This is a genomic window from Salinirussus salinus (assembly GCF_009831455.1).
GTDB lineage: Archaea > Halobacteriota > Halobacteria > Halobacteriales > Haloarculaceae > Salinirussus > Salinirussus salinus.
In genome coordinates, this window is sequence record NZ_WOWO01000004.1 from 470782 (window position 1) to 495882 (window position 25101).

At 63.9% G+C, this 25101-nt stretch carries 26 protein-coding genes; 14 read left to right on the forward strand and 12 right to left on the reverse strand.

Annotated features, from left to right (window positions below; all coding sequences use genetic code 11):
- Position 1: 1 nt before the first annotated feature.
- Together arcS and tgtA are read right to left on the reverse strand one after the other, a co-directional pair.
- Positions 2–1750: an archaeosine synthase subunit alpha gene (arcS, locus tag GN153_RS16225; protein ID WP_159904642.1), complete on the reverse strand. Its 1749-nt coding sequence runs from the start codon at positions 1748–1750 to the stop codon at positions 2–4.
- Positions 1747–3258 carry a tRNA guanosine(15) transglycosylase TgtA gene (tgtA, locus tag GN153_RS16230; RefSeq protein WP_159904644.1) on the reverse strand — a complete coding sequence of 504 codons (1512 nt, stop codon included), beginning with the start codon at positions 3256–3258 and terminating at the stop codon, positions 1747–1749. The genes arcS and tgtA overlap by 4 nt, the downstream gene beginning before the upstream one ends.
- Before the next feature lie 179 nt (positions 3259–3437).
- Here tgtA and GN153_RS16235 point away from each other — a divergent pair, with 179 nt between their 5' ends.
- Both GN153_RS16235 and GN153_RS16240 read left to right on the forward strand, forming a co-directional pair.
- A complete protein-coding gene (locus tag GN153_RS16235; protein WP_159904646.1) occupies positions 3438–3662 on the forward strand; it encodes an AbrB/MazE/SpoVT family DNA-binding domain-containing protein in 225 nt (74 codons plus the stop codon).
- A gap of 1 nt (position 3663) precedes the next feature.
- Complete coding sequence (locus GN153_RS16240; protein ID WP_159904648.1) at positions 3664–4038, forward strand: hypothetical protein; 375 nt, start codon at positions 3664–3666, stop codon at positions 4036–4038.
- A gap of 31 nt (positions 4039–4069) precedes the next feature.
- Here the strand turns inward: GN153_RS16240 and GN153_RS16245 are convergent, their stop codons facing one another.
- Positions 4070–5737 carry an AMP-binding protein gene (locus GN153_RS16245; RefSeq protein ID WP_159904650.1) on the reverse strand — a complete coding sequence of 556 codons (1668 nt, stop codon included), beginning with the start codon at positions 5735–5737 and terminating at the stop codon, positions 4070–4072.
- Positions 5738–5819: 82 nt separating this feature from the next.
- Complete coding sequence (locus GN153_RS16250) at positions 5820–6605, reverse strand: enoyl-CoA hydratase/isomerase family protein (RefSeq protein ID WP_159904652.1); 786 nt, start codon at positions 6603–6605, stop codon at positions 5820–5822.
- Between the two features lie 172 nt (positions 6606–6777).
- On the opposite strand from GN153_RS16250, the gene GN153_RS16255 reads away from it, so the two are divergent.
- Complete coding sequence (locus tag GN153_RS16255) at positions 6778–6936, forward strand: hypothetical protein (protein ID WP_236544831.1); 159 nt, start codon at positions 6778–6780, stop codon at positions 6934–6936.
- On the opposite strand, the gene GN153_RS16260 is transcribed toward GN153_RS16255, so the two are convergent.
- Together GN153_RS16260 and GN153_RS16265 are read right to left on the reverse strand one after the other, a co-directional pair.
- Positions 6921–7322: a DUF7718 family protein gene (locus GN153_RS16260; protein ID WP_159904656.1), complete on the reverse strand. Its 402-nt coding sequence runs from the start codon at positions 7320–7322 to the stop codon at positions 6921–6923. The two genes, GN153_RS16255 and GN153_RS16260, sit on opposite strands and share 16 nt — an antisense overlap.
- A gap of 35 nt (positions 7323–7357) precedes the next feature.
- Positions 7358–7579: a UPF0175 family protein gene (locus tag GN153_RS16265; RefSeq protein ID WP_159904658.1), complete on the reverse strand. Its 222-nt coding sequence runs from the start codon at positions 7577–7579 to the stop codon at positions 7358–7360.
- A gap of 117 nt (positions 7580–7696) precedes the next feature.
- Here GN153_RS16265 and GN153_RS16270 point away from each other — a divergent pair, with 117 nt between their 5' ends.
- The 3 genes from GN153_RS16270 (at position 7697) to GN153_RS16280 (ending at position 11545) form a co-directional block, all read left to right on the forward strand.
- A complete protein-coding gene (locus GN153_RS16270; protein WP_159904660.1) occupies positions 7697–7993 on the forward strand; it encodes a ribbon-helix-helix domain-containing protein in 297 nt (98 codons plus the stop codon).
- Positions 7980–8270, forward strand: coding sequence for a type II toxin-antitoxin system RelE family toxin (locus GN153_RS16275; RefSeq protein WP_159904662.1), 291 nt, complete (start codon positions 7980–7982; stop codon positions 8268–8270). Before GN153_RS16270 ends, GN153_RS16275 begins: the two co-directional genes overlap by 14 nt.
- A gap of 398 nt (positions 8271–8668) precedes the next feature.
- On the forward strand, positions 8669–11545 hold the full coding sequence (locus GN153_RS16280; RefSeq protein WP_201287950.1) for a DUF7282 domain-containing protein: 2877 nt from the start codon (positions 8669–8671) through the stop codon (positions 11543–11545).
- A 464-nt stretch (positions 11546–12009) separates the two neighbouring features.
- Here the strand turns inward: GN153_RS16280 and GN153_RS16285 are convergent, their stop codons facing one another.
- Both GN153_RS16285 and GN153_RS16290 read right to left on the reverse strand, forming a co-directional pair.
- On the reverse strand, positions 12010–12255 hold the full coding sequence (locus tag GN153_RS16285; protein ID WP_159904667.1) for a type II toxin-antitoxin system HicA family toxin: 246 nt from the start codon (positions 12253–12255) through the stop codon (positions 12010–12012).
- A 3-nt stretch (positions 12256–12258) separates the two neighbouring features.
- A complete protein-coding gene (locus GN153_RS16290) occupies positions 12259–12528 on the reverse strand; it encodes a type II toxin-antitoxin system HicB family antitoxin (RefSeq protein ID WP_159904669.1) in 270 nt (89 codons plus the stop codon).
- 432 nt (positions 12529–12960) lie between these two features.
- Between GN153_RS16290 and GN153_RS16295 the strand changes: the two genes are divergently transcribed.
- The 3 genes from GN153_RS16295 (at position 12961) to artA (ending at position 14687) form a co-directional block, all read left to right on the forward strand.
- Positions 12961–13242 carry a DUF433 domain-containing protein gene (locus GN153_RS16295; RefSeq protein ID WP_159904671.1) on the forward strand — a complete coding sequence of 94 codons (282 nt, stop codon included), beginning with the start codon at positions 12961–12963 and terminating at the stop codon, positions 13240–13242.
- Positions 13242–13586 (forward strand): DUF5615 family PIN-like protein, encoded by a 345-nt coding sequence (locus tag GN153_RS16300; protein ID WP_159904673.1) that lies wholly within the window; start codon positions 13242–13244, stop codon positions 13584–13586. Before GN153_RS16295 ends, GN153_RS16300 begins: the two co-directional genes overlap by 1 nt.
- Positions 13587–13712: 126 nt before the next feature.
- The gene (gene artA / locus GN153_RS16305; protein WP_159904676.1) at positions 13713–14687 is read left to right on the forward strand and encodes an archaeosortase A; all 975 of its coding nucleotides are present in this window, start codon (positions 13713–13715) and stop codon (positions 14685–14687) included.
- Positions 14688–14732: 45 nt separating this feature from the next.
- On the opposite strand, the gene GN153_RS16310 is transcribed toward artA, so the two are convergent.
- The 3 genes from GN153_RS16310 to GN153_RS16320 form a co-directional block, all read right to left on the reverse strand.
- Entirely contained in the window at positions 14733–16298 is a 1566-nt protein-coding gene (locus GN153_RS16310) for an HTTM domain-containing protein (protein ID WP_159904678.1), read from the reverse strand.
- 92 nt (positions 16299–16390) lie between these two features.
- The gene (locus tag GN153_RS16315; RefSeq protein ID WP_159904680.1) at positions 16391–16948 is read right to left on the reverse strand and encodes an NUDIX hydrolase; all 558 of its coding nucleotides are present in this window, start codon (positions 16946–16948) and stop codon (positions 16391–16393) included.
- Between the two features lie 56 nt (positions 16949–17004).
- Positions 17005–18423, reverse strand: coding sequence for an oligosaccharide flippase family protein (locus tag GN153_RS16320; protein ID WP_159904682.1), 1419 nt, complete (start codon positions 18421–18423; stop codon positions 17005–17007).
- 294 nt (positions 18424–18717) lie between these two features.
- Here GN153_RS16320 and GN153_RS16325 point away from each other — a divergent pair, with 294 nt between their 5' ends.
- From GN153_RS16325 to GN153_RS16335, 3 genes are all read left to right on the forward strand, one after another.
- On the forward strand, positions 18718–19575 hold the full coding sequence (locus GN153_RS16325; protein ID WP_236544832.1) for a glycosyltransferase: 858 nt from the start codon (positions 18718–18720) through the stop codon (positions 19573–19575).
- 76 nt (positions 19576–19651) lie between these two features.
- Positions 19652–21019, forward strand: a complete 1368-nt coding sequence (locus GN153_RS16330) for a sulfatase (RefSeq protein ID WP_159904685.1) — start codon at positions 19652–19654, stop codon at positions 21017–21019.
- Between the two features lie 6 nt (positions 21020–21025).
- Entirely contained in the window at positions 21026–21970 is a 945-nt protein-coding gene (locus tag GN153_RS16335; protein WP_159904686.1) for a glycosyltransferase family 2 protein, read from the forward strand.
- A gap of 113 nt (positions 21971–22083) precedes the next feature.
- On the opposite strand, the gene GN153_RS16340 is transcribed toward GN153_RS16335, so the two are convergent.
- Positions 22084–23514: a sulfatase-like hydrolase/transferase gene (locus GN153_RS16340; RefSeq protein WP_159904687.1), complete on the reverse strand. Its 1431-nt coding sequence runs from the start codon at positions 23512–23514 to the stop codon at positions 22084–22086.
- Positions 23515–23634: 120 nt separating this feature from the next.
- Here GN153_RS16340 and GN153_RS16345 point away from each other — a divergent pair, with 120 nt between their 5' ends.
- Both GN153_RS16345 and GN153_RS16350 read left to right on the forward strand, forming a co-directional pair.
- A complete protein-coding gene (locus GN153_RS16345; protein ID WP_159904688.1) occupies positions 23635–24486 on the forward strand; it encodes a PHP domain-containing protein in 852 nt (283 codons plus the stop codon).
- A gap of 107 nt (positions 24487–24593) precedes the next feature.
- Entirely contained in the window at positions 24594–25013 is a 420-nt protein-coding gene (locus GN153_RS16350; RefSeq protein ID WP_159904689.1) for a TRAM domain-containing protein, read from the forward strand.
- The last annotated feature ends 88 nt before the right edge of the window (positions 25014–25101 follow it).

Below are 25101 nucleotides of genomic sequence, written 5' to 3' on the forward strand. Positions count from 1 at the left end.
ACTATCGCTCCTTGACGTGACGGACGTTCGCGGCGATCCCCCTCGTGCTCTCGGCCATCTCCCGGCCGTGCATCTCCGCCCGGCCGACCGCGAAGGCGCTCGGCCCCTCGACCACGACCTCGTCGCCGACCCGGATCGCCTCGCTGGCGTCGACGACGCCCGGCGCGAGCACCGAGCCGTGGGGAACGAAGTCGTCGATCTCGACGCGTTTCGTGGGCGCGTCGCTGTCGACCCACCGGCGCGCGCCGGCGAGCGTCAGCGAGAGCACGCCGTAGTTGGGGACGAGCGCCGCCAGTTGCTCGCCGTCGGGGTGGTGGGCCTTCAGTTTCGGGTAGCGCGCTTTGACCTGGATGTCCCCGAAGAGCGCGTCGCCGGCGCCGCGGCCGAACTGGTAGTCCGCGACCGCCCGGAGGGTGTTGTGCTGGCGCTCGCGCTTGCGGTACTTGTCTTCCCCCGCGAGCGCGCTCGCGAGGTTCGCAAGGGAGTCCGTGGTCGTCGGGTGGTCGGCGACGGTGTACTCGAACTCGACGCCGAGGCCGTCCTCGACGCGCTCGCAGATTGGCCGGTAGTCCTCCGGGACGTGAGCGATCATCCGCGGGTAGTCGTTTCCCCGGAGGTAGGCAGCCAGCACGTCGCTCACGAACTCGACTTCCGTTGCGGACCAGTCCCCTGTCACCACGGAGTCGTAGTGCTGGGCGGGGTAGGTGAGTTCGAGTTCCTGGGGGACGACGCCGATGGGGGAGGTCATCGAGACGGTGTGGGCGCGGAACTGGACGGCATCGTGGAACTGGCCGTGGCTCTGGGAGTCGCTGTAGGGTTTATGCGCCGAGCAGGGGACGAGCACGAGCGGGTTGTCAAAGCGACAGCGGTAGCGGTCGGTGACCCGCCGGGCGAAGCGCTGGATCTCCACCCGACGGAGGGTGTCGTCGCTTGCGGCGGTGATCTCCGCACGCCGGATAACGGGGGTGCGCTGCTCGAGGTAGCCGTACTGGCGGTCGAGCCGGCGGAAGACCGCGGTGTGCCACTGCTCGTGGCGGGCCTGCCCCTCGACGTAGTCGCGCAGGCGGCCCCGCCTGATGCGCTCGCGGACGGTCGCCAGGGCTGCCCGGAGGGCGTACTCGTTGTGGGCGACACAGTCCTCGCGGTCGAAGTCCGCGCAGGGGCCCTGGCAGGCCGGGCAGGCACAGGGGAGTTCGGTCAGGTCCTCGAGGAAGTGCTCGCCGTCGGCGGTGAGGTACTTCCCCCGGGTACCCTTCACGACCGCCCGGTCGGTATCCACGAGGTCCACACCCGCATAGGCGAGCGTGGCGACGTTGCCGGGGGTCGCCACGCCCGGGAGGTAGAGAGCGCTGTCGGCGGGGATGGCGTCGCGGGTCCCCACGATGGCGTCGACGAACGCTTCGGCGTGACCCGCGATGGACTGACCAGTCGAGAGGACGTAGGCGTCGGCTCCGTGGTCGGCGGCGGTCGCGGGGCTGACGACCGCAGCGCTGGGGTAGTCGACGTCGGGATATTCGCCGGCGAAGGCCGACTGGACTTCCTCGGGCGTGCCGCCCGGGAGTGCGCGGTGGGGAAGCACCGTCAGCGAACCCTCGTCACCCTCTGGTACCTCGCGGTCGGCAGTCCACTCGCTGCCGGCGTCTGCGAGGACTTCGTCCACGAGGCCGGGCGTGGTCACCGGGTCGGCCAGCCGGAGTTCCCCCAGCCGGGCCGCGCCGTCCCGGTCGTGGACCTCGAAGTAGTCGGTCATTCGTCGCCCTCCTCGCGCTCCGCTGTGGATCGACTTGTCTCCCGGCGCTCCACGCTCACACCGTCCGGCAACCGCTCGAGCGCCGACTGCGGCCACCCGCCGTGGACCACCCGGACCGTCGTGCCGGGGTTGGCCTCGGCCAGCCGGCGGACCCCCTCGGCGGCGGCCTCGTAGGCCTGGGGCTCCAGCCGCTCGGGCACCTCGGCGGTCAGCGGGTAGGCGTCTTTCAGCGCCGGCGGCAGCGGGCCGAAGGGGGGACGGCAGAGCCACCGCTCGCTCTCCCCGCCGTCGCCGTCGTCGCCGGACCGGCCGCCCACGACCACCTCGTCGCCGACCTCCAGCCGGGCGAGCCGGTCGTGGTGGCGCTGCACTTCGGGGCGGCTGGCGCTCTCGGCGGAGAGGTGGAAGAACGTCCCCTTCGAGACGGGGTCAGTCGCCTCGAGGAACTCCCCGTGTTCGAGTAGCGCCCGGTATCCATCGAGCAGGGTCGGGTGCCCGCGGGCACGCGCCTCGACGAGTTCGAGGAGGTTCCCCTCGCGGATGGCGCCCTTCACGCGGCGCATCTCGGCGAAGGAGACGTGGATGTTGTGCTCGGCGAGCACCTCGCCGCGCTCGCGCTCGGGCCGGTCGCGCAGCTCGGCGGGCGTCCACTCCCCGCAGGCGGGACACGCGCAGGGAAAGTACTCCAGGTCGTCGAGGCGGTCGGTGCCGCGGACGGTGAGATAGCGGTCGTCGCGGGCGTACAGCGCGTACGCGGCGGAGTCGAAGAGGTCACAGCCGAGTGCCGCCGCGAGCGCGAAGGTCATCGGGTGGCCGGCGCCGAAGAGGTGGACCGGCGCGGATTCGGGGAGCCCCCGTTTCGCGGCGACGACGGCCTCCACGACGTCGCCGTAGCGGTAGTCATTGAGCAGGGGGACGACGGCACCGACCGGAAAGACGTCGGCACCGCTGTCGGCGGCCTCCCTGGCTGCGCGTTCGCGGATCTCGGGGTAGGTTCCCCCCTGGACCGGCCCCGTCAGTAGCATGTCGCCGACGTCCATCCCGGCGGCACGCTCGATGCGCTCCTGGGTGCTCGCTTGCTCCCGGGACGCCTGCTCGCGGTCGGCGTCGGGCGGCGTGGGGATGTCGACTGGCGTCCCGATGTCCGAACCCACGTCGTGCTGGAACTGGACGATCTCCTCGGTCGTGACGTCGATCTCGCCGTATTCGGCGAGCTGGAAGGAGCCCGAGTCGGTCATGACCGCTCCCGGGAAATCGAGCAGGTCGTGCAGGCCCCGCTCGAGAGCGGGCTCGCGCAGGTCCTCGCTGCCGTGGAGGACGTAGCTGTTGGTGATGAGGATCTCCGCGCCGAAGTCCTCGGCCAACCGCCGCGGGGGGACCGTCTGGACGTGGGGGTTGACCACCGGCAGGAGCGCGGGGGTCTCGACGGTCACGCCCGCCCGGGGAACCTCGAGTTCGCCCAGCCGGCCGGCGCCGTCGTACCGGCGCACCTCGAAGACGTCTCGCATTGGTCCCCCTGTGCTTGCGGCGGCGGTAAGGGTTGTGTTCCGTGGAATGACTCCTGCCGTGCGGGGTCGCTTTCCCCCGGCCGATGCCAACACGTCTCGGCTGATGTCTTATTCTACGATTTTTGGAAAAATCACAGAATTACGGAAACGCTCATGTGTCCTTCACCACAACGTCGAGTATGCGGATCACCGCTCGGGATGGTCGGATCTACCTGCCGAAAGAGCTCCGCGAGAAGTTCGGCGAGGAGTTCGAGCTCATCGACCGCGGCGACCGGCTGGTGCTCGTCCCGCAGCCTGACGACCCGCTCGAGGCGCTCCGCGAGGAGGTCCGGGACTCCGACAAGTCCGTCGAGGAGTTGACCGGTGGTGCGCTCGCGGAGGCGCTGGAGGAGGCCGGTCGGTGACATGCCGTACGTCGAGGCTGATTTCCTGCTCGCACTGGTCAAAGAGGAGGACTGGCTTGCCGACGCTGCCGAACGGGTGTACGAGGACCACGACGACCTGTGGACTGCCAGGGATACGCTGGTCGAGTTGATGCTCGTCGCCTACCGCGAGGGGTGGGATGTCCTCCGGGTCGTCGCGAGCGCGAAGGAACTCGTCGAGGTGCGGGGGGACGTGGAGTCGGTTCTCGCCGCCGCCAGCTACGTCGAAGACGAGGGGTTCACGCCACTCGACGCGCTCCACCTCGTCAATTCGGGGGAGGATGCTATCGTCTCTACTGACTCGGACTACGACGACTTCTCCGAACGGATCACACTGGAGGAATACACCCCGCAGTGACGTTCTGAGTACTCGCAACCGCCGGGCAGCGCTACTCCTGCTCGCGGAGCTTGTACCGCTGGATCTTCCCGGTCGTGGTCTTCGGCAGCTCGTCGACGAACTCGACTATCCTGGGGTACTGGTACTTCGCGAGGTTCTCGCGGACGTACCCCTGGATGTCCTCTGCGAGTTCGTCGCTCGGTTCGGCGCCGGGGGTCACGACGACGAACGCCTTGACGACCTTGCCGCGGGTCTCGTGATCAACACCGACCACGGCCGCGTTCGCGACGGCCTCGTGTTCGAGCAGCGCGTCCTCGACCTCGGCCGGGCCGACGCGGTAGCCGCTGGTGATGATCACGTCGTCGTCCCGGGCCGTGAACCAGAACCGCCCGTCCTCGTCCCTGGAGCCGATGTCGTCGGTGTCCATCCACCGGCCGTCATCGCCGAGGAATGACTCGGCAGTCAGCTCCGGCGCGTTCCAGTACTCCTCGAACATGACCGGGTCCGGGCGCTCGACGGCGATAGCGCCGACCTCCCCGGACGGTAACGGTTCGCCGCTCTCGTCGACGATGTCGACCGTATGACCCGGTACCGGCTTGCCCATGCTCCCCGGCTCCGGGTCGAACCACTGCGAGCAGTTCGAGACGACCAGATTGGCCTCGGTCTGGCCGTAGAGTTCGTTCAGCGGCGCGTCGAAGACTCCGGCCACCCAGTCGTGCAGTTCCGACGGAACCGGCTCGCCGCCGGTGGCGATGGCGACCACGTGCCCGAAGTCGTACTCGGAGGGGTCGGCCTGGGCCATCGTCTTCAGCATCGTCGGCGTCAACAGCGGGTACGTGACGCCGTAGCGCTCGATCAGCTCGAAGGTCGCCTCGGGGTCGAACTCCTCCGACCGGTAGCCGACCGCTGGCACCCCGTAGTGCCACGCGGGTAGCAACACGTCGTAGAGCCCCCCGACCCACGCCCAGTCGGCCGGCGTGTACAGCACCGGGTCGGCGTCGTGCCACGGGAACTCCAGGGCCATCTGGACGCAGGGCAGGTGTCCCAGGAGGTACTGGTGGCCCTGGAGGACGCCTTTCGGCCGGCCGGTCGTCCCGCTCGTGTAGACGAGCACCGCCGGGTCGTCGGGGGCGGTCTCCACCGGGTCGAACTGCCGGGACCCGCGCAGGTCGGCAAAGCGCTCGCCGACGGCGTGGTCCGGGACCTCCGGGTCAGCGCCTATCCCGACGACGTGCTCGACCGACTCGACGGTCTCGACGGCCTCGCCGACCGCGCCGAAGACGTCCGGGTCCGCGACGACGGCCGTCGTGTCGCTGTCGGCCAGCCGGAACTCGAGGGCGTCCGGACCATAAAGAACCGAGAGCGGGACCGCTACCGCCCCCAGCTTGTAGGCCGCGACGTGGGCCAGCGCCGTCTCGACGCGCTGGGGGGCGACGACGGCGACCCGGTCGCCGCGCTCGACCCCCCGTGCCCGGAGCGCGTTCGCGAGTTCGTTCGACCGCCGCTCAAGCTGCCAGAAGGTGAACTGGTCGCGCTCTCCCGCTGCCGACTCGGTGAACAGCGCCACGCGCCCGCGGTCGTCCGCGTGTCTCGTCACGTCGACGCCGATGTTGTACGTCTCGGGGATCTCCCACTCGAAGCCCTCGCGAGCCTGCTCGTACGTGTCGAAGCTGCTGAGGTTCGGGACCGGCTCCGTCTCCCAGTCGATGTCCGTGGTCATCGTTCACACACTCTGGTTGCTCGAATGGCTCCCCCGCGCGACTTAGATGTGGGGGTGGATTTCAGTCCCCTCCGGCCCGCACTCACCGCCGGAACGACGGCTCCCGCCCCTCCCTGAACGCCTGCACACCCTCGTCCGCGTGCGCGGACGCGAACGTCTCTTTCCCGAGCTGGGTCTCCAGACGGAACGCGTCGTCGGGCCGGCGGCCGGCACACCGGTGGACCGTCTCCTTGATCCGCTGGACCGCCTCGGGGCTGTTCTCGGCGATGCTCTCCGCCACTGCCTCCGCGCGCTCCAGCACCTCCTCGTCGGGGACGACCTCGTTGACCAGCCCGGCATCGAGTGCGTGGGCGGCCGGGAACAGGTCCCCGGTGAGGAGAAATTCCATGGCCCGGCAGTAGGGGATCTGTCGGGGCAGCCGGACGTGCGAGCCGGCGATGGGTGCGATGCCCCACCGGGGCTCCTGCAGGCCGAAGCGGGCGCTCTCCGCGGCGACCCGGATGTCCGTCGCCTGGAGGAACTCCATCCCGCCGGCGACACAGAGCCCGTTGACCGCGGCGATGACCGGTGTGCGGACGAGGTCGTGGCGCAGAAAGAGGTCGTCCTCGTCGGGCTCGATGTCGGGGTCGGGGCCGGTGGCCTCCGGGATCGTCTCCTCCAGGTCGGCGCCGGTACAGAAGGCCTCCTCGCCGGCGCCGGTCACGACGATGGCCCGGACCTCGTCGTCCCCGTCGGCGTCGTGGATGGCACGCGCCCCTGCCTGCATCATCTCTGGCGTCAGGGAGTTGTGTTTCTCCGGGCGGTCGAAGGTGACGTACGCGGTGGTGCCGTCGGTCTCGTATCGGAGTCCCTCTGTCTGTGGCGTCATTCCCGACGGGTTCGCTCCGGGGCTGAATAAACGTTGAGTGGGGGAGACGGTGCTGCAATTCCATGACCCGGCGCGTAACGTCGTCGGCTTCGATCATGACTGGTATTTGTGAAGCTCTAGCCACCCACCAAAACGCGTTTGTGCGCTGGGGATGTATGGACGACTACAGTCCATGTCGCTCGAAAACCGGGAAGAGAAGACCGCCGCTGAACTCCTCGCCGAGGAAACTGGCCGTCCTGTCGAGGAGTTCGAGTTCACCGAGGACATGGAATTTCCGGACCTCGACGACCTCGAAGTACACGACGCTGACGAATACTATTCCGAGGACTGAGTGCGCCACGGCCCGTGTAGGCCGTGCCACCGTTCGAACTGTGTGAGTAGCCGGTCTGCGTTCTGTGTGAGGTAGTCCTCTGAGTAGCGAAATGCTCGGTTTAGAGGGACTGGCGGAAATCCAGTCCTGACCTGGTGTTTCTCGCCATCTCGGTAGATATCCAGATGGAGTCCTTCGTCGCGAACGTCGTGGGACTGTTCACCCGTGATGTCGTCGTCGAAACGCGCGACCGTCCGCCAGTCGGGGGCATTCTGCCCGGTCGGCGTCGCCTCGATGTCGTACTCGAGCTGTGCGACGAACCGACGGACCTGCCCCTGTTCGGTTTCCAGTTCGCGCCGAATGCGCGCGTACGGCCAGCGGATCCACGCCGGTGGGTGGTCCGTCATCGCTCGGATCCGGGGATGTGCCCGAGAGACGCCATCTACTCGCCCAGGTCGCGGGCAGCGTCGACCTCCCGCTGCAGGTCCTCGTCGGTGCGGGGACCGTACAGCGCGGTGAATCCGGCTTCCTCCAGTACCTCCTCGAACTCCCAGCGAGACAGGCCGACCGCTTCGGCTGCTCGCCCGAGCGAGAGTTCACCGAGTACGTATCGCCCGACTGCGGTCGCCAGTTCGTCGGCCGGTTCGCTTCCGGCAGACGCCATCGTTGCTAGAATGCGGGCCGACGGAGGTAATAATCTGTCCCCGGTCCTCGAGTCGTAGACCCCTGCATTACGGTTTATTCGATAACGTTTATGATAACACCAGGGTAATACCCAGGTATGTCTGACGCCGACGCGGGGGCAAATGATGACCCCGAGATGACCACGCTTACGCTGAAGGTCCCCAAAGGATTTCTCGATGACCTTGACGCTACCTGGCGTGCAGAGGATTTCCCGTCCCGGAGCGAGTTTATCCGGTGGGCACTTCGAGACGCGGTGAAGCACCCCGGGTTCTCCCGTGCAGGGTGGAAGGATATCGCCGCGAGCGAGCACCAGCGCCGGACAGGGGAGGGGCAGACTTACACTAGCGACGAAATCCGGGCACGCCTGAACGACGACGCGAATGAGCCCGAGTGACGGCGAGTGGGACTGGCGGTTCACCGCCCCCGCGGAGCGCGAATACGAGAAGCTACAACCACACGAGCAAGAGCGGATCGTCTCGAAGCTCGACGAGATCGTGAACGACCAGTGGCGGGATCCGGGCGACTACCTGGAGCCACTCACAGGAGCGCCCCACTCGAAGCTCCGGATCGGTGCGTTTCGTCTCGGCTGCGAGGCCGACCAGAGCGAGCGATTGCTGTGGATCTACAACATTGAGAAACGCCCGGGTGCGTACAAACCCGGTGACGACTGATAGTGATTGCTGTAACTGTTTACCGGTTCGACCGCCCGCAGTCGGGCGGTCGATGCCGAAATGACATACAGCAGTCACTATGAGTCGCTGACCACCACCACTATCCCCGCCACGGACACAAAACATATACCCAGGGTGTCAGACGCGTGGCATACTCCGCGGGTCGAAAACGCGCCCGTGGCCGGAGAGCGCCCGAATCGCCCGGGATCGGCGGATAGGGCGCGTGTGAGTGTGTGTCCCACATCCTATCTAACCACAAAGCATTTAATACATCCACCGTACCTTTCCGTTGTACCCCTGCCCATGGTGATAGAAGCGAGTACACCCACGCCGACCGGTTGCCCGCCGCTGCAGTGTCGCGGGCGGAAAGCGTCTATCGCCGGCTAACGATACAAACTATGACAGGAAACAATACAAGAGACAAGCTCCGTGGCCTGTTCCTGGCCGCGATCATGGTAACCAGCGTCTTCGTTGGTTTCATCGCGTTTGCCGGGACAGCTGCGGCAGCGAATCAGGACCTGGTGAAGGATCCGATCCATTACCAGGATCCCACAAACGATGACGGTGTAATCGAACTTGCCTTCGAAGGTGACGTGAACGTAAATGGTGACTTCCAGGTTGGCGTTGCGGGCCTGGACGAGGTCACCGTTGGCCAGAGTTATATCACGGCCACCGGCGGGCAAGTAGAAATCGACATGGCACAGTACGCTGCGGACAATAACTTGGCAGATAACGGTGTCTTCCCGCGCGTCGAAAACGTCACGTACGACGTCGCTGCCGCGGGCGACAGTTCGGCTACGGCTTCTGACACCGTTGATGTCCGCTTCGCCGGTGCGTCGCTGAACGTGGCTACGGGCTCGCCAAGCTCAAGCAACCAGTTCGAGGGAACAACGATTGCACTCTTCGACAATGCTCCTGGCACCAGCAACCAGGTCACGGTCGAGAGTGACAGCGTGTTCGCGCAGCCGTCCACCGGGGTCAACAGTGAGGTGGCGCTGTTCGACACCACCGACCGCGCGCTCGAAGTGTACAACGTCAGCAACCTTGGTGGTGGCGACGACTTACAGTTCCGGCTGCGTGACCTCGGCCTCACCGCCACGTCTGACGAGAGCGAATTCTTCGACGACGAGGACATCACTGGCACTGTCTCGTCCGACTCTTCCAACCGTGACATTCTCATCGAGCTCCTCGACGAGGATGACGACGTCGTTGCGGACACCGAAACCGAGATCGGTGCCGAGCTGGAGACCGACTTCACGTTCGGTTCGCAGGACACTGGTGACTACACCGTCGAGGTGACCGACCTCGCTACCGGTGTGACTGCCAGCACGGATACTATCTCCGTGGTTGCTGCGCCCGACGCTGACGCCTCCTTCGGTGAGATCGAAGGTGACCAGCGCGGTGACATCGTTGAGATCCCGATCGAGGTTACCGGTCAGAATACCGCTAACATCACCATCGGGTCTGATGGCGTTGGTTACAACGTCAGCATGACCGTCGAAGACGGTGTGGATGACGAAGAGGACGAAGACGGTGTCGTGACGCTCAAGTGGAACACCTACAATGCTGGCACACTTAGCGGATTCAACGCTAACCCCAGCAGCGTCTTCACCGTCGCAGACAGTGACGACGAGGTCCGCGACCTCAAAGTTACCACGTCGGATATCGATGGCCAGGATGACATCATCGAAGCGGGGACCTACGAGGTCGCCGTCGGTAGCGGTGAGGACGGACCGCCGAACCCCAGCGCGGATTCCCTGGCAACCGTTCGGATCTCCGAACGCGAGAGTTCCGAGACCGGGATCAGTCTTCTGACTGCCCCGGATTCGGTTGATCCCCAGGACGACGTTGACCTGGCGTACATCCAGGATAACGTCGGCTCCGCCATCACGCCGGCTTCGAATATCGCTGAGAACGACCACCTGATCGCCGCGATCAGCGCTCAGGGTCTTGAGGGTGCAGTGAACGCGACTGGCGCGAACAACGACCTGGGCAAGTTCGCTGGCATCCACGCAGGCTCTGCTGGCGAGGGCGGATTTAGCGTTCCAGACCTCACTGACCCCACCGCCCTGAACCTGCCAGACGACCAGATTGTGATCGAGGCTGTCGAGGTTGACCCTGGCCCGAACCAGGACGCTGACGTCGTTAACGTCGAACCGGTCGTTGACCAGGTCGTCGCCGACACGGCGAACGACACCTACTACGTCGTCATCGACAACGATGATGGCGCCCTCAGCAACGCGCTGGAGGAGGAGGACGACTACAACCTCGAATTCAACATCCTTCCGGCTAACCAGGACACGAACAACTACGGTCTCGTCGCTCCGAATGAGGACGACGAGTTCGAGAATGAGACTGCGAGCGCGCAGTTCGACATCGTCGACGAGGAAGCCACGATCGACGGTCCTGACACCCTGGAGGTCCAGGCTCAGGACGGTGTGACCATCACTGGCACGTCCACCGTTGCACCGGGTGCTGAACTGGACATCCAGGTCAGTTCCCAGCGCAACGAGCCGAGCCAGTTCATCAACACGTCGACCGCGACAGTCCAGACCGACGGCACGTGGAGTGCTGACTTCGGTGACACCTTCGCCGACGCTGTCGAAGGAACGAACTTCGACATTGAGGTCACTTACGAAGGTCGGACTCTCAGCACCGACACGGACACAGGTGTTGTTGAGGGCGAACCCGTCGTCAACACCCTGACCTTCGAGGACCAGGAAGTCGTCGCCACTGGCACCCAGACGGTTGTCGTGCAGAACGTCAACCTGTCTGACGGTGGCTTCATCGCCATCCACCAGGGCGGTCCTGGCGGCCCGGTCATCGGCAACAGCGACTACATCGCTGAGAACACCGACCGGACCAACATCGCCATCTCGCTGAGCGAGCAGCTGCCGCAGGGCGAGACCACGCTGGTCGCGATGGCCCACCAGGACACGAACAACAACCAGGAGTACGAGTTCGACGGCGGTGCCGTCGACGCTCCGTACCCCGGTGACAACTTCGTGAGCTCGGCCACCATCACGGCCGGCCAGGCTCAGCCGACTGAGACGGACACGCCGGACGAGCCGACTGAGACGGACACGCCGGACACGCCGGACGAGCCGACTGAGACGGACACGCCGGACACGCCGGACGAGCCGACCGAGACGGACACGCCCGACGAGCCGGCTGACACGACCACCGACGGTGCCGGTTCGCCCGGCTTCGGTGTGACTGCAGCCATCGTCGCGCTGCTCGGTGCCGCGTTCCTGGCACTGCGCCGTCGCGCCTAACTAACTAACCGACCACCGCGGTCGGTCCCTTCGACGTTCGCCTTTCTTTCGCGTGCTCGCCGGGTAGCGACAGCGCCGCGAGTGCGACGTGCCGGTCGATCGTGTCTGTGCACTCCTGCTATCGGGTAACAACGGAGACGTGGAGACGACGGGCTATGCGCGAATCGACACGAGGGATCGGTAAGCGGCTCGGCGGGGTCGTGTGACCTGCATCACGCCGTAGATTGGCTTGAATCCACGGTCAACGACAGAGAGGTCCGTGTCGAACGGACGGCCACAGCGACCGTCAGGTCTTGCGGCGAGAGGGTTCCCTTTCATCGTGCAGATATATACACAGAGTGATGGTATTGACGGCAACAATCTCGGTGACAATGCCGAACCCCTCTGCACCCACTGTGTAATACTGTCGCCGCTTCCTCGCACCACCTGTCGTGTTTCAGTAGAGAAGCAGCGGTCGACAGTTTTCAGGCGTGTTCGTCGACCCACTCACACCAGGCTTCGAAGTCGTCTGCGCCACACTGGTCTGCGATCGAGCGGAGGGTTCCTATCTTTATTTCTCTATGCTGTGGGACATCGACGTTACGCACCTCTCCAGTCTCCGGGTGTTCGTACCGAAGTCGCACGTGGCTCCCCTCGCGGGCAACCGGCACGTAACCGAAGCTCCGGAGTACTTTGACTATCTCACGGCCCGAGAACGTCTTCCTGACCATCCATTACCGTAGAAATCCCGGTAGCTCGTCGTGCTCCCCGAGGTCCCCGACGTCGATATCCATCTCCTCGTCGAGAAACTCGTCGGGGTCGTCGACCGGCTCACCACCCCCGGCTTCGAGCCGGAGCACCTCGGCCAGTTGTGCCAGCGCTTCCGCACGCGTCTCTCCGCCTCTGGCGAGCCCGGTTTCGAGGTCGCGGGCAGTCACGCTCCCGTCGTCTTCGTGGATGAACTCCACACCCTCGCGTTTTCGGTCGCGTGACGTGCTTGCCATACCAGATCACAGTCGGATCTCGGTGATAAGCCTTCGGACGGCTCCCAGGGATAGTGTTCAGATTAGAGCGATTCGGTTAGAGACACCTCGAAAGCTCCCGGACGCGCGACGGCTTCGCCGTCGTGGCATGACGAGGTCGGCGGGGCCGACCTCATGCTCGGTGAACCCGGACGACGCAAGCCGCGAGGCGCCACCGGCGCCTCGGCCCGTGCGAACGGGCCGGAGGCCCGTGAGCAGACACCGTGATCCGAAAGACCGGTCTGCGGTCTTTCGAACGACAGCGAGTGTCACGCGAGGCGGAGCCGAGCGTGACCTTGAGAGACGAGATGCCGGGGGGATTTCGAGGTGTCCGCAGCAAACCCGCGCTGATCTGAACACCAGCGTCGTGAGGGCCGTTCCATTCAATACAGTCGGGTGTATACCTCCGAGTGAATGGCACAGCAGCCCGCCCGGATCGTCCGCGAGGTTCACGACGAGCCTCACATCAAGGGGAGCCGCGTCAGCGTCCGGCACATCTACGCGCGGGTTCACGACCGTGGGCTCCGCCCCGAAACGGTCGCCGAACGGCTCGACCTCGACCTCGCGGACGTGTATCACGCGCTGGCCTACTACCACGACCACCCCGAAGAGATGGCTGCTGTCGAGCGCCAGCGCGAGGAGGCCACGGAGGCAGCACGCGAACGGACGACTATCAGTCCACCCGACGACGGGTAATGTCGGTCCTGCTGTTGCTTGATGAGCACGTCGACCACGAGGTCTACCACAGACTCGACGACTACGGACACTGCGTCGAACACGTCGCCTTTCATGACACGCTTGAGCCGGGTGACTCGGACCGGGCGCTCGCTGACTACTCCCTGGAGCACGGGGCGCTGATCGTCACGTACGACGACGACTTCGAGCAACACCACGACGAGTCGGACTACTGGGGCGTGCTCTTCTTCTCCGACGACGGCTGGTCGGCTACCGAAGTCGCCGAGACGGTCCATCGAGTCGTCGAGTTGTACGACGAACCGACGCTAAGCCAGCTGAACCTCGTCGGCCGTGAGTGGCTGTAGGCACCCTGGGGGCCGTCTCCGTCCCCTGTCGGCTCGTGTTGGGCCCGGCTACGCCGAGGCGTACCATATCGCCCGCTCCCGACCGTCACATAAGACATATACTCGCCTCCGACCAACTCCGAACAGATGCTCGACTCGCTCCTGGGCGCCCTCGAGGCGGCTCACACGGTCTCGGGGCCGCTGGGCTGGCTCGTCGTGGGGGTCTTTCTCGCCGGCGTCGCCCTGGAGCGGTACGACCGCGAGTACGCGCGGTGGGTCTACGTCGGGTCGTGGGTCCTGATCGCCGCGTACTGGCTCTCGATGGTCCACTACTTCGCCATCGACCAGAAGAGCGTCGTCGAGGGCATCGGCGTCGTCGCTGGCATCCCGCTCTCGGTCTACGTCGGCTACCTGCTCGCCCGCGGGCGTGACTCGCTGTTTACCCTCTCGCGGGCCGTCGCCCTGATGGGGCTCTTTTATATGCCGCTCGTCGCTATCCCGGTCGTCCGGCAGACCCTCATCGAGACGGTCACCGACCAGACCGGGTTCGTCCTGAACCTCGTCGGCGTCACCCCGCAGGTCGCCGACGGCTTCTACGTCGACGGGCTGCGGATCGCCGAGAAGAGCCACCCCTACGAGAGCACCTTCGTCTACTACGTCGGCGGCGAGCCCCTGACCCACACCATCCTGATCGCGTGCACGGGCATCGGCAGCATGGCGATCATCGCCGGGCTGGTGGCGGCCGTCGACGCCCCACTGAACCGGAAGTTCCAGGCGCTTGCGATCACGCTCCCAATCATTTACGTGCTCAACATCGCCCGGAACGTCTTCATCTCCGTCAGCATGGGCGAGCAACTGCTCCAGGTCTTCCCCGGAGCCATCAGCTCCCTCTTCGCGCTGGAGAACACCGTGATGGTCTCCTACATCGTCGCCGACCGGATCGTCTCCCAGAGCCTGTCGGTGGTCGTCCTCGTCGGGCTCCTCTGGCTGATCGTCCAGCGCGTCCCCGAAGTGCTGACTGTCGTCGACGACGTGGTCTACGTGCTCACCGGCCGGGAGTACGACCTCGGCGAGGCACTCGGCGTGACTGTCGACTCCGGGCAGTCCCAGCCCGGCGACTGATCCCCCGTCGCTGACCTCGCCGCCGTTTCCCCCGGGCTGCCACGCTCACCCGCGACAGGAGTGGCTCACGAGCCGCTCCCGTCGAACGGGTCCGTCGCCGTCAAGCTTTGTCGGTTCGAGGACGGCGTACAGTGAGACGGTCTCGACGTGGCTATCGTGGGCTCGACTCCAGCGGTGACAGAGTCCGTCCGCGACACCGTGGAGCACGGCGGGGTCGTCGGTCGCCCAGACCGAGCGGAGGTACTTGCGCCACCGGTTGGTGGGGTACCAGGCCGCGCCGTCCGGCGGCGGCACCCAGCGGACGGCGCCGCCGTGAAGCGCGTCCACCTGCCCGCCGTCGTCTGTCATCGCCGGCGCGAGAACCAGGACGTCCCGCGTCGGCGGGGCGGCGAACATGTCCCAGCTGTCCTCTGCGGGGTCGAGATTCCCCGGCACCCCGTCGGGCGCCTCGACCAGACCGACGGCGGCGGCGTTCCAGACCAGCAGCCCGACGACGAGGACGACGCCCGCGGCCTGCCCCGCCTTTCGACTCCGGGCCCGGACCCGTTGCCAGCGCCCGGCCAGCTCGCCCCGCGGCTCGTCGCGGCCGCCGTCGCGTTCTCCCTCGCCTTTCGGGAGCGACAGCCAGGACGGGAGCCGGCCGATGACCGACGACGCCCGCACTGTCGCGGCCGCCGCGGACACCCGGTCCCAGACCCCGGACGGGAGGAAGGGGAGCAACGCGACCACGGAGACGAACGGGAAGACGCCGAGGCGCATGGTTGCGGCCATCCCGAGGTGGGCGCCGACGAACAGGCCGGCGAGGACGGCCCGGCGCCGGCCGGTCGTCGCGACGAGCCCGACTGAGGCGACGAGCAGGCCGAGCCAGACGACCTCGAGGACGCCGAGCAGCGCCGGGAGATCCGCGAGCGCCGCCCCCAGGGGCGTCGTGAACTCGTCGAGCCGGAAGACGTGGGCCAGCGCTCCCCCATCCAGCCAGCGCTCGCTCCCCAGCTTGAAGCCGGCGTTCGTCGCGTAGACGAGCACGACCTGTATCAGCAATCCGGCGGTGGCGACGCCCGCAACGCGTTCCCGCGCACCAATGCCCGAACGGGCGCGACCCCGGACCCGTCCGGCGAGTGTGTCCAGCGACCACCGCGAGCCGAGCGGGAGGAAGACACCCCAGAAGAGGAGCCGGCGCAACAGCGAGTCGCCGCCGTTGAGCACCAGGGGATTGCGGGCGTGCAGGGAGACCAGCAACAGCCAGGACACCAGCACTGCTAGCCGGGTCCGGTAGCCGACGAGCAGCGCCAGTGCGCAGATCCCGGCGACCAGAAAGAGCCCCGCCTGAAGCAGGACGTCCCCGGAGAGTGCGTGGACGGAGAGCTGGCTGATGACGGGTCGTTTCGCCTCGAGCAGCGACCGCGGCAAGATTCCCCTGTCCGTATAGAAGGCGACCAGATTCCGCGAGCGCAGGAGCAGGTCCCCGAGGAGTACGACCCCGAGTCCGATGCGGAACGCCGCCAGCGCCCGCGGGTCGACCCCGAGCCGACGGGCGAGTGTCGCGTGGAGCCACCTGATACTCCGCCTGAGGCTGCGGCCGGCTTGAGTCGTGGCTGGGGGCAGTGACATCGGCTGGACGGTCGTTGTTGGTGGGGCGCTTCGGGCGGGCTACGAGGGGATTCGACCGAGCCGAGCGGTAAGTGCTTTCTCCCGCTCGCCGGCTACGTCCCCGAGGTGCCATCGCGCTCGAACAGCGCGTAGTAGCAGACGCCGAAGGCCGTCCGGCCGTCGCGGAGGCCACCCTCGCGGGCCCGGTCGAGCAGGTCCTCGAGCGTCGCAGTCGTGACGTCGATGGTCTCGTCGTCGTCGAGGTCCTGCTCGGCGGTCGGCTCACAGCTGCGGGCAACGTAGTAGTGGAAGACGGCGTCCGAGAAGCCGTTCGCCGGCTCGACGGTGGTCAGGTGAGCGAGCGCGTCGGCCTCGTAGCCCGTCTCCTCGCGGAGTTCGCGGGCTGCCGCCCGCTCCGGATCCTCCTCGGGTTCAGTCGTCCCTGCCGGGAGTCCGCGGTTGACCCGCTTGACCGCGTGGCGCCACTCCTCGACCAGTACGACCTTCTCGTCGGAGGAGAACGGGAGGATGACGACGCTCTCCTGCTCGGAGAGGTAGTCGAAGTCGGTCTCGGTGCCGCCGGGGAGGCGGACGTCCTCGCGGACGATGTCGAAGCCGGGGCAGGAGTAGGCAGTCGACTCGGCGAGTGTTTTCCAGGCACGGTCACCCATTGCCTGGGATCGGTGTGAGAAGAATAAAAAGGGCGACGCACTGACACCGCCCGCGGCTACCCGACGCGTGGAAGATTGTCGCGGATGACGCCACGCAGTGCTGGAGAAATCCCGACGATGACGAGCCCGTAGACGGCTGCGCCGAGGGCGACGAGTCCGAGCGCGACCGGGAGCGTCCGCGGAAGCGCCGCCTTTCCGGCGAGCACGACTCCCCCCATCAGGGCCGCTGCGCCCGCCTGTCGGGCCAGCTCGGCGGTCGGCATCTCGACCGCGAGGACCGACCTGATTGCGGTGTAACCAGCCGCCAGGCCGACGAGGGCGGACGTAGCAGTGGCCACGGCGGCGCCGACCCAGCCGTACAGTGCCACGAGCAGGACGTTCAGTCCGAGGTTGGACGCGAAGAATACGCCTTGGACGCGGAATGCAAGGTCCGGTCGGTTGATGGCGTTCAGCGCGTTCACGAACTGTTGCAGGTAGACGTACACCAGCCGGGCCGCGACGAGGACGACGAGTACCACTCCTCCTTTGGTGAACTCCGGGCCGTAGATGCGCAGTACCTCCCCCTGGAGGATGGCAGCCCCGACCAGTCCCGGCACGAGCAACAGCCCGGCAAAGCGTATCGAGTCGGTGACGAGCCCCGCCACTTCGTCCCGGCGCGCCTCGCTCGACAGCTCGCTGATCGCGGGAAACATCGACCGTGCGATCGATGCTCCGAAGACGGCAAGCACTGATGCGAGGTTCCAGCTCACCTCGTAGACGCCGATCAGGCCGTCGGCGACGAACAGCCCGAGAACGAGCGTGTCCATCGACGCGAAGGCCCGCCCGCTGAGCGACGTCAGCCAGGCGTAGCGCGCGTAGGAGAGAAGGTCGACCAGGTGTTCCCGGGACGGGAGGCTGACTGACGGGGAGACGTACAGCGTGCCCGCGAGTGCGGCCACGACTGCTCCGGCCGCGTAGCCGGCGAACAATCCGGTCAGCGCGAATCCGAGGAAGATCGCGCCGATCTGGATCAGGCTTCGAACGGTGCGTTCGAGTGGCGTCAGGACGGAGGAGACGTGAACCAGGTCGAGTCCGTCGAGGGCTGCGGCGACGAACTTGAACGCCCCGGTCGCGAACAGCAGGCCGACGACGACGACCACCGGCACGCCGCGGAGATATCCCGAGAGTAGCGGCTCCGCGGCGAGCAGGACAACCGCGAGGACGAGAAAGAGGACTCCCTGCAGGAGGACTCCGGCGACCAGATACTTCTCCTGCTCGACACCCTCGCTGAGCCGCTTTTTGACCGCCGTCTGGAGTCCGAGATTGCCGACCACCCGAAGCCAGATAACCACAGCTACGATGACGAAATAGACGCCGAGTACGTCGTCACCCTGCGAGCCGAGCGCGCGGGCGACGTACAGCGTCGCAAAGAACCCGAGCGCCGTGGTGGCGATCTCGGAGAGAAAGTTGACGATGGAAGTCTGTCCGATCCTCATGGGTCAAGCTACACGGCCACCACGACCGCGTGTAGTACGTCGGTCTCGCGCACCGTAATTGAGCGTTGTGTTTGTGCTACTTTAGCACCACAATCTTTCTAACCGCGCTACTCGAACCCTTCACCGGACTGTGAACTCGCTGGATATGCCAGTACCGGTGGTGGGAGATTGATGCGGGTACTTTGGTTGGCGCCCGATAAACCGGATGACATCAGCGTCGGCCGCGAGCGGATCGCAGCACACCTCCGCCACCGGGGTATTCGGGTGACGATTCGCGGGACGACAACACGGACTGTGGTCCAGACTGTCCGAGATCAGTGGGACTACGACGCAATCGTCGGGACAACCCGTGCCGGTGCGCTCGCTGGAAGCACTCTTCGCTACCACCTTGACTGTCCGCTCGTTGTCGACCACGTTGACCCGATCGCACAGTTCGTCACAACCCACTCGCGTTTATCGGCCATCCCCGTCCGCCGTCTCGAAAACATTGCCTTCCGGCTGAGTTCACATACACTGTATGTCTACGAAGAAGAACGAGAGCGGGTGTGCCGACGAACCGAGTGTACGAAGACCACACTCGGTGTCGATTACGACCGGTTCGCAACCCCCGACCCAGATATCCTCTCCGACGTACGGGAGGCCCTCTCGGAGTACGACTTGGCCGACAACGTTGCGGTCTACGTGGGTGGCTTGGAACCGCTCTACAACATCGAACCGCTGCTGGCGAGCGTCGACCACCTTTCGGACTGGTCACTTCTCGTCCTCGGCACCGGCTCACTCCACGATTCGGTGAGGAAGCGCGCGGAGAACGACCCGTCGGTTGTGTTCCCCGGTACGGTGCCACACGAGACTGTCCCTGGCTATCTCCATCAAGCAGATGTCGGGCTCTCACTCGTTGATGACCCGTATACGCTGAAAGTACTCGAATACGGTGCAGCAGGACTGCCACCGGTGGTTCTCTCTGGCCGAGCACGAAGCCGGTTCGGTGGCCTCGTTACATACTCCGACGCCGATCCGCGAGCCATCGCGGATAACATCTCACGGGCGGCCGAACGGACCGACGGCGCCGCGCTCCAGCAGTACGTCTCCCAGTTCGACTGGGGAAGCGTCGCCGACGATTACGAGCAGGTGCTGCGCGAGGTGGTTGACTGACCGACTGGCTGGGCTACTGGTGCCGGGCACCGGTCATATCACAACCGTCAAATATCCACTCCAGCCACTCTGGCACATGAAAGATGTCCTCCTGGTCACTGTGGATTCCCTTCGAGCTGACCACGTGGGCTGTTATGGATACGACCGGGATACGACCCCGGCTCTCGATTCTCGCGCCGACGACTCGGCGGTATACACCAACGCATTCGCACACGCCTGTTCTACCCGTCCGTCGTTCCCGACCATTCTCACCTCGTCGTACCCGCTCATGTACGGCGGTTACGAGCGTCTCTCCGAGAGCCGCACACTCATCTCGGAGGTGTTCTCCGATGCCGGCTATCGGACGGCTGGCTTCCACTCGAATGCCTATCTCAACCCGGAGTTCGGATACGGACGTGGATTCGACCACGTTTTCGACTCGATGACCGACCCCGGGACTTTTGCTCGTCTCCGGCAGTGGGTGAAAAACCACCTTGACGACGAGGGAATCGTGTATCAGACGCTTGCCTCGGCGTTTGACACCGCCGAGAGGCACGCCGGTGCTAACATCGGCTCGGCGTACGTCGATGCCGACGAAATCACCGACAGAGCGATCACATGGCTCCGTCAGGATACTGACCAGCCGACTTTCCTGTGGGTTCACTACATGGACGTTCACCATCCCTACCTCCCCCCAGCAGAACACCAGAAGGCCTTCCGGGACGAGCCGATCAGCGAGCGGCGTGCCATCCAACTCCGCCGGAAGTTCATCGAACGTCCGGAGGAAGTGACCGATTCAGAATTGAGTGATATCATTGACCTGTACGACGCTGAAATCAGATTCACGGACTCACAAGTCTCTCGTTTGCTTGAAGCTGCTGATAAAGAACTCGACGATTACGTGTTCGCATTTACCTCCGACCACGGAGAGGAGTTCCGCGAACACGGCCGGTTCTCACACCACGCGACGTTCTACGACGAAGTCCTCCACGTACCGCTTATTTTGCATGATGGCGATAATACTGGCCAGTATCACAACATGGCCGGTCTGCTTGACGTGGCTCCTTCGCTGGTCGGAGCAGCTGACCTCGAGATCCCGGACCGGTTCTTCGGATACGACCTCCAGCGGCACCACGAAGGGACGTGGCCTCGTGAATCGGTTCTGGGAGATTGGTCACCCGATGGCCAAGGAGATGGCGAATGTCGCTACTCCTACCGAGACCACGAGTGGAAATTCATTCGCCGCGAAACGAAGGACGGTAACCACGAAGAGCTGTATCGTCTCACTCAAGACCCACAGGAGGTCTCGAACGTTGCCGCTGACAATCAAGCAGTAGTTACGGAGTTTCGCGAGAAAATTGAGGCACACGCAGACGACATCGACGAAACGAACGAGGAGCTACAGGAGGTCGAAATGGACGAAGAGGTTCGACAGCAACTGCGGGACCTGGGCTACCAGGAGTAGCGCTCCATGAACACCCCACTGGTTAGCGTTGTCATCCCAAGCTACGACCGACCGGACCGGTTACGGGATGCAGTCGAGACAGTAGAGGCCCAGACATACGACCGGATCGAACTCATCGTCGTTGACGACTGCTCTCCAGAGCCTGTCGAACCGCGAATTGAGGAGCTTGATCTCGGCCGCTTCAAGCGCGTCCAATGTCTTCGCCACGACGAAAATAGAGGGGCAGCCGCGGCGAGATGTACTGGTATCGAAGCTGCCGAAGGCGAATTCATCGCATTTCTTGACGACGACGACAGATGGGATGAACGGAAGATCCAAGCGCAGGTTGACGCGATTCGTGAGTGGGGTGAGGATGCCGGCGTTGCCTACACTGGAATGCGCGTGGTGAACGAACACGATGAAACCATGCGTAAGCACACCCCGGAGCTTTCCGGTGACATCACACGAACCTTACTGTGCCGAAACGTCGTGGGCTCGTACTCGAGAGTTCTTGTCCGCCGAAATGCGATCGAAGATGTCGGTTATCCCGATGTGACCTTCCCCAGCTGGCAGGACTTAGAGTGGTGGATCCGTCTGTCGACCGAGTGGGAATTCGTGGCAGTCCCTGAACCGTTAACAATTGTTTATCAATCTGACGAACACGACCAGATAAGTGACGACTTCGACACTTTGGTCGAACAAACCTATCCTCGTTTTCTTGAAAAGTATCGCCCACTCGCATCTGAATTCGGTCGGCTGTTCGAACAGAAGATGCGTGCGTGGGCCGCTTTCCGGGTTGGCGGATACAACGCGCTACGTCTCGGACGGTTCTCGGAAGCTCGCCGCTATCTGTTGACTGCTGTTCGGCGATACCCTCTTGAGCGGGTCTTCTGGATATATTTGTTAGTTGCACTCACCGGCAAGTCTGGGTATGAGGGAGCGAAGAAAATCAAACGGTTCATTACCCACTAACAGGGTCCAGAGCTTTTATGTTAGTACAATCATCGGCCAATATTGGAAAAAATTTCAAAATGAATGCACAATTTTGTTGATTATAGAAAACAGTCGTAAATAACCACTCACATTTATAAATATCCCAATTCCGATAGCCTCTGTTCAACTTCCGGAACGGTATCCGAAGCTTCTTTTTTCTTCACATTTTCCTTTTCTCTTACCGAACTACTCGCTTCCTCTATCTTTTTCTTGATCTTTTTTCCTTCCATTTCTTCATCATTTTGATTTAAACAAACTGATGTATAGTCTCCCCGACGCTCAATGTACTTGTACAGCGTCTTGCCTGCTTGCGTGTAGACTGCCCGCCACGGCCCATAGTAATCATCTGCGTTTTCTTTGCTATCGTCAAATAACTCATCATCTCCTTGTCGTAACCGCGTTGTAAATGTTATAACGGGGCCTTCTGGAACGAACGAATCATAATCGGTACCACGTTCAACTGCCGCTCGAACAGTCTTGGGAAAGGCAACAAGGCTGGCGGGCTGACTAATGACTTGGCTGCTATTCTGGTCTGGATATTTTACAACAAGCGGAACGTGAGTCAGAACTTCATGAATACCCCAGCTATGAGTGACCATTTTCGTCCGGTTAGTCAATCGACTCACTTCTCCGAACCCCTCACCGTGATCGCTCGTGATTACCACCAGAGTGTCGTCATGTTCATCTATATTCTTTAGAAATGAAATGATTTTCTCTACATATGAATCCAGCTGAAGAATGGTACCATCGTAAAGATGCTCAAACGCCTCAAGTTGCCACCACGGACGACCGGAAATAAATTCAGTTACCGGTGGGCCGTCTAGATTCTGATGAAGAGCAACTAACTCTTCACCCCCCCACTGGTTATATTCCTCTGTGGGTTCGTATGGGAAATGAGCGTCCATTAGATTGATACATGCTGCCCAAGGCCCCGAACCGTTCGTCCTCCATTGTTGAAAAGCCTTGACTACCTCTGACGACTCTACTGATTCAGTGAACCCGCTCCGTTGCTGAAGAACAAAGTGGTGAACGTTATTCAGAAACGCATGTGTGGGGTGCTCGTCATGTAGACATCGTTTAAGATTCCCAATAACACCTTCATGTTTGGCGACATCTGCTGGCCCATGGGCGTCCGAGAATAGTTTCCTTTCAGTATCAACGAACTCATCGGTTACACGCTTGTCAAATTGTTCAGAGAGATTTGATGCGTGTGCGACCACAGGATTTGTGGTGAAAATTCCAGTTTCGTATCCTTCCTTGGATAATTCTTCCCAGATTGTGGTGTTCGGTTTTATTTCATCTTCATGCTGCACAATTTGATGACCCTCGACATGGGTGCCTGTCCAGAGGCTCGCATGGCTGGCGACGCTGTGGATACCGGGAGACCGTGCCTGTTGATATAATGACGCCCGTGTCGCATACTCCGATAAAAATGGGGTCGTTTCGCGATGATAGCCATATGCCCCGACATTTTTCGCACGGACGCTGTCTAAAATCAGAAGTAAAATGTTTGGTTTACTCATATTCTCGTAGGCGTAGTTCAATCGACTACGTAACTTTACCGAGCTAATTACTCGCACGGGTTTGATTTTTCCTATTTCTCTCCTCGAAAGGACTATCCAATGGATTGTACGACATAAGGTATGATTTTGAGTAACGGACTCGCCGACCTCCACACCCACACCGTCGCCTCCGACGGGACCAGCACCGTCGCCGAGCGCGTCGAGCAGGCACGCGACCGCGACCTCCCCGTCATCGCCATCACAGACCACGACTGCATCGCCGACAGCCTCACCGACCGCGTCACCCACCACGACGACGTCACCGTCATCACCGGCGTGGAGGTCCGGGCCGACCTCGACGGCGAGAAGGTCGAGTTGCTGGGCTACTTCGTCGACCCCGACACCCCCGCCCTCAAGAAAGTCCTCGTGCGGGCACGCGAGTACCGCACCGAGCGCAACCGCACGCTCGCCGCCCGGCTCACAGAACTCACTGACCACCGCTTCGACTACGAGCAACTCGCCGACTCGGCGCCGGGGATGCTCGGTCGCCCGCACTTCGCCCAGCGGCTCATCGCCGAGGGCGTCGTCGACTCCGTCGGGGGGGCCTTCGAGGAGTATCTCGGAGCCGAGGGGAAGGCGTACGTCCCGATGGAGCGGGTGTCCCACGAGCGGATCATCGAAGCGCTCCACGACGCCGGCGGGCTCGTCTCGCTGGCGCACCCCGGCCGGATGAACGGCCTCGACGTCCCGGCGGCGCTCACCCCGCTCACGGAGGCCGGTCTCGACGCCCTCGAGGTCCGGTATCCCTACGGGCCCGACCCCGCACTCACCGTCGACGAGGCGGCCAACCTGGCCGACGAGCACGGCCTGCTCCACACGGGTGGGTCGGACTGTCACGGGCCCGGGTCCGGGAAGTTCCGGATCGGGGACGTGCGGCTCCCGCGCGCGGAGCTGGAGGCGCTCGTCGAGGCTGCCGGTGTCGAACTCCACTGACTGGTCGTCCGTCCACCTGCCGACTCAGGTCGGGCGCCGGGCGTAGCGGTTCCCGGACGCTAGACCCAAGTGGGGACCCGCCGTAGGGTCCGTCAGAGGCACACCACATGGAGATTTCCGACCGACTGCTCTGTCTGTTCTCCGGTCACGTAGAGGAACGAGAGGATTCGTACGTCGTCGAGGTCCCCGAGCGGGAACTCGACGTGGGAGCGCTCAGCGAGGGGGGCACCTACCGGGTGGCGCTTCTGTCAGACGGCTCGTCTCCCGACCCGTCAACGGCGGACACCGCTACCGGTCCGGGCGGGGACCGCCACGAACCGGAGCCGCCTGTCGACGAGGGCGACCGACGGGAGGTCGAGATCGACGCCATCGGCGACCAGGGTGACGGCATCACTCGCGTCGAGCGCGGCTTCGTCGTCGTCGTTCCCGAGACCGACCAGGGCGAGCGCGTGACCATCGAGATCACCGACGTCCGACAGAACGTCGCCTTCGCCGACGTCGTCGAACGGCACGACCACTTCGGGTAGGACTGCAGTCGCCGTGGAGTCCGAGGCGGGGGCCACAGTCACGGCTCTCTGGCGCCCCGCGCCCGTCCGACGGCCGCCCCACTCTGGC

Excerpts from the sequence above, each read along its gene's own strand:
- arcS (WP_159904642.1), bottom strand. The coding sequence starts at position 1,750 with ATGACCGACTACTTCGAGGTCCACGACCGGGACGGCGCGGCCCGGCTG.
- GN153_RS16255 (WP_236544831.1), top strand. The coding sequence starts at position 6,778 with ATGTCGCTCGAAAACCGGGAAGAGAAGACCGCCGCTGAACTCCTCGCC.
- GN153_RS16295 (WP_159904671.1), top strand. The coding sequence starts at position 12,961 with ATGGCACAGCAGCCCGCCCGGATCGTCCGCGAGGTTCACGACGAGCCT.
- GN153_RS16340 (WP_159904687.1), bottom strand. The coding sequence starts at position 23,514 with ATGAGTAAACCAAACATTTTACTTCTGATTTTAGACAGCGTCCGTGCG.
- GN153_RS16250 (WP_159904652.1), bottom strand. The coding sequence starts at position 6,605 with ATGACGCCACAGACAGAGGGACTCCGATACGAGACCGACGGCACCACC.
- GN153_RS16335 (WP_159904686.1), top strand. The coding sequence starts at position 21,026 with ATGAACACCCCACTGGTTAGCGTTGTCATCCCAAGCTACGACCGACCG.
- GN153_RS16285 (WP_159904667.1), bottom strand. The coding sequence starts at position 12,255 with ATGGTCAGGAAGACGTTCTCGGGCCGTGAGATAGTCAAAGTACTCCGG.
- GN153_RS16315 (WP_159904680.1), bottom strand. The coding sequence starts at position 16,948 with ATGGGTGACCGTGCCTGGAAAACACTCGCCGAGTCGACTGCCTACTCC.
- GN153_RS16260 (WP_159904656.1), bottom strand. The coding sequence starts at position 7,322 with ATGACGGACCACCCACCGGCGTGGATCCGCTGGCCGTACGCGCGCATT.
- GN153_RS16265 (WP_159904658.1), bottom strand. The coding sequence starts at position 7,579 with ATGGCGTCTGCCGGAAGCGAACCGGCCGACGAACTGGCGACCGCAGTC.
- GN153_RS16245 (WP_159904650.1), bottom strand. The coding sequence starts at position 5,737 with ATGACCACGGACATCGACTGGGAGACGGAGCCGGTCCCGAACCTCAGC.
- GN153_RS16350 (WP_159904689.1), top strand. The coding sequence starts at position 24,594 with ATGGAGATTTCCGACCGACTGCTCTGTCTGTTCTCCGGTCACGTAGAG.
- GN153_RS16345 (WP_159904688.1), top strand. The coding sequence starts at position 23,635 with ATGATTTTGAGTAACGGACTCGCCGACCTCCACACCCACACCGTCGCC.
- GN153_RS16240 (WP_159904648.1), top strand. The coding sequence starts at position 3,664 with ATGCCGTACGTCGAGGCTGATTTCCTGCTCGCACTGGTCAAAGAGGAG.
- tgtA (WP_159904644.1), bottom strand. The coding sequence starts at position 3,258 with ATGCGAGACGTCTTCGAGGTGCGCCGGTACGACGGCGCCGGCCGGCTG.
- GN153_RS16330 (WP_159904685.1), top strand. The coding sequence starts at position 19,652 with ATGAAAGATGTCCTCCTGGTCACTGTGGATTCCCTTCGAGCTGACCAC.
- GN153_RS16275 (WP_159904662.1), top strand. The coding sequence starts at position 7,980 with ATGAGCCCGAGTGACGGCGAGTGGGACTGGCGGTTCACCGCCCCCGCG.
- GN153_RS16300 (WP_159904673.1), top strand. The coding sequence starts at position 13,242 with ATGTCGGTCCTGCTGTTGCTTGATGAGCACGTCGACCACGAGGTCTAC.
- GN153_RS16270 (WP_159904660.1), top strand. The coding sequence starts at position 7,697 with ATGTCTGACGCCGACGCGGGGGCAAATGATGACCCCGAGATGACCACG.
- artA (WP_159904676.1), top strand. The coding sequence starts at position 13,713 with ATGCTCGACTCGCTCCTGGGCGCCCTCGAGGCGGCTCACACGGTCTCG.
- GN153_RS16290 (WP_159904669.1), bottom strand. The coding sequence starts at position 12,528 with ATGGCAAGCACGTCACGCGACCGAAAACGCGAGGGTGTGGAGTTCATC.
- GN153_RS16280 (WP_201287950.1), top strand. The coding sequence starts at position 8,669 with ATGACAGGAAACAATACAAGAGACAAGCTCCGTGGCCTGTTCCTGGCC.
- GN153_RS16320 (WP_159904682.1), bottom strand. The coding sequence starts at position 18,423 with ATGAGGATCGGACAGACTTCCATCGTCAACTTTCTCTCCGAGATCGCC.
- GN153_RS16235 (WP_159904646.1), top strand. The coding sequence starts at position 3,438 with ATGCGGATCACCGCTCGGGATGGTCGGATCTACCTGCCGAAAGAGCTC.
- GN153_RS16310 (WP_159904678.1), bottom strand. The coding sequence starts at position 16,298 with ATGTCACTGCCCCCAGCCACGACTCAAGCCGGCCGCAGCCTCAGGCGG.